This is a genomic window from Paraburkholderia sp. NMBU_R16 (assembly GCF_013282575.1).
In the GTDB taxonomy this organism is placed as follows: domain Bacteria; phylum Pseudomonadota; class Gammaproteobacteria; order Burkholderiales; family Burkholderiaceae; genus Trinickia.
The window spans coordinates 1-1,414 of sequence record NZ_JAAAYE010000194.1; the positions used below are offsets into that span (position 1 = coordinate 1).

Sequence of the window (1,414 nt, forward strand, 5' to 3'; positions counted from 1 at the left end):
AAGTGCCCGGCACCGCGATTCTGGCCGCGTTGCGGCGTGAGCACGGCTACACCGGCAGCTATTCGTCGGTTTATCGCATGATCGTTTCGATCAACGCGGGCCGCCCGCCCGAGGCCACCGTGCCGCTCAGCTTTGCGCCCGGCGAAGCGGCGCAGGTCGATTTCGGTGCCGGCCCAATGCTGCCCGACGCCGACGGCGTGCTGCGGCGCACGTGGGCGTTCGTGATGACGCTTGCCTTCTCGCGACACCAGTACGTCGAGTTCGTCTGGGACCAGACGGTCGCAACTTGGCTCGGGTGCCATCGTCGCGCCTTCGAATGGTTCGGCGCCGTGCCCGCACGCGTGATCATCGACAACCCCAAGTGCGCGATCACGCGCGCCTGCACTTACGACCCTGTCGTGCAACGCGCCTACGCGGAATGCGCGGAAGGGTACGGTTTCCGAATCGATCCTTGCCCGCCGGCCGATCCGCCCAAGAAGGGCATCGTGGAGGCCGGCGTCAAATACGTGAAGGGCAACTTCTTGCCGCTTCGTCTGTTCCGCGACTTCACCGATCTGAACGAGCAAGCTCGTCACTGGGTCATGCAAGAAGCGGGGCGTCGCATCCACGGTACAACACGCAAAGTGCCGCTCGATTTGTTCGAGATCGAGCGGCCACTCATGCGCGAGTTGCCAGCCGTCGCGCCCGATCTCGGCACCTGGCACAAGGTATCGGTTCATCGAGACTGTCATGTCGCCCATCAGCGCGTGCTGTATTCCGTGCCGTTTGCGTTGGTCGGCAAACGGTTGTGGCTGCGTGCAACCGATGCTTCGGTCTGCATTTACGACGATTACCGACTGGTCGCTTCGCACATACGCGGCCGCCGCCCCGGCGACCGGCTCACCGTGCGCGACGACCTGCCGCCCGAGGCGCGCGCGTTTCTCGCTCACGATCGGCAGTGGTGTCTCGAACAAAGCTACGCGCGTAGGGCCCGCTTGTGCCGAGCTCATCGAGCTGCTACTGGCCGATCACATTCTCGAGCGCTTGCGCGCGGCGCAGGGCGTCATGCGGTTGCAGAAGCCCTACGGCACTTCGCGCCTGGAAGCAGCGTGCGCTCGCGCACTCGCACACGCCAGTCCCTTCTATCGGACCGTCAAGACAATCCTTGTCGGCGGCTTCGATCAGCACCCCCTCACCGATTCGAACGAATACATCCATGCTCCCAGCGCGCGTTTCGCCCGCGACGCCCAGTCTCTGTTTGCCCCCGACGCCGACGCGCGTCACTGACCCAGGAGATGGCCATGCAACCCATGCCAGCCTTGACCCCGCATCTGAAGCAACTGCGCCTGTCCGGCATCCTCGACTCGCTGGAGGCGCGCAATCGCCAAGCGATCGATGCGAAGCTCTCTTACATCGACTTCCTCGCGCTATTGAT

The 1,414-nt window shown here is 64.2% G+C and carries 1 pseudogene; it reads left to right on the top strand.

Annotated features, from left to right (window positions below):
- Nucleotides 1-1,164: pseudogene (istA, locus tag GWC77_RS27735) on the top strand (IS21 family transposase); the annotation flags it as partial.
- Nucleotides 1,165-1,414: the final 250 nt, after the last annotated feature.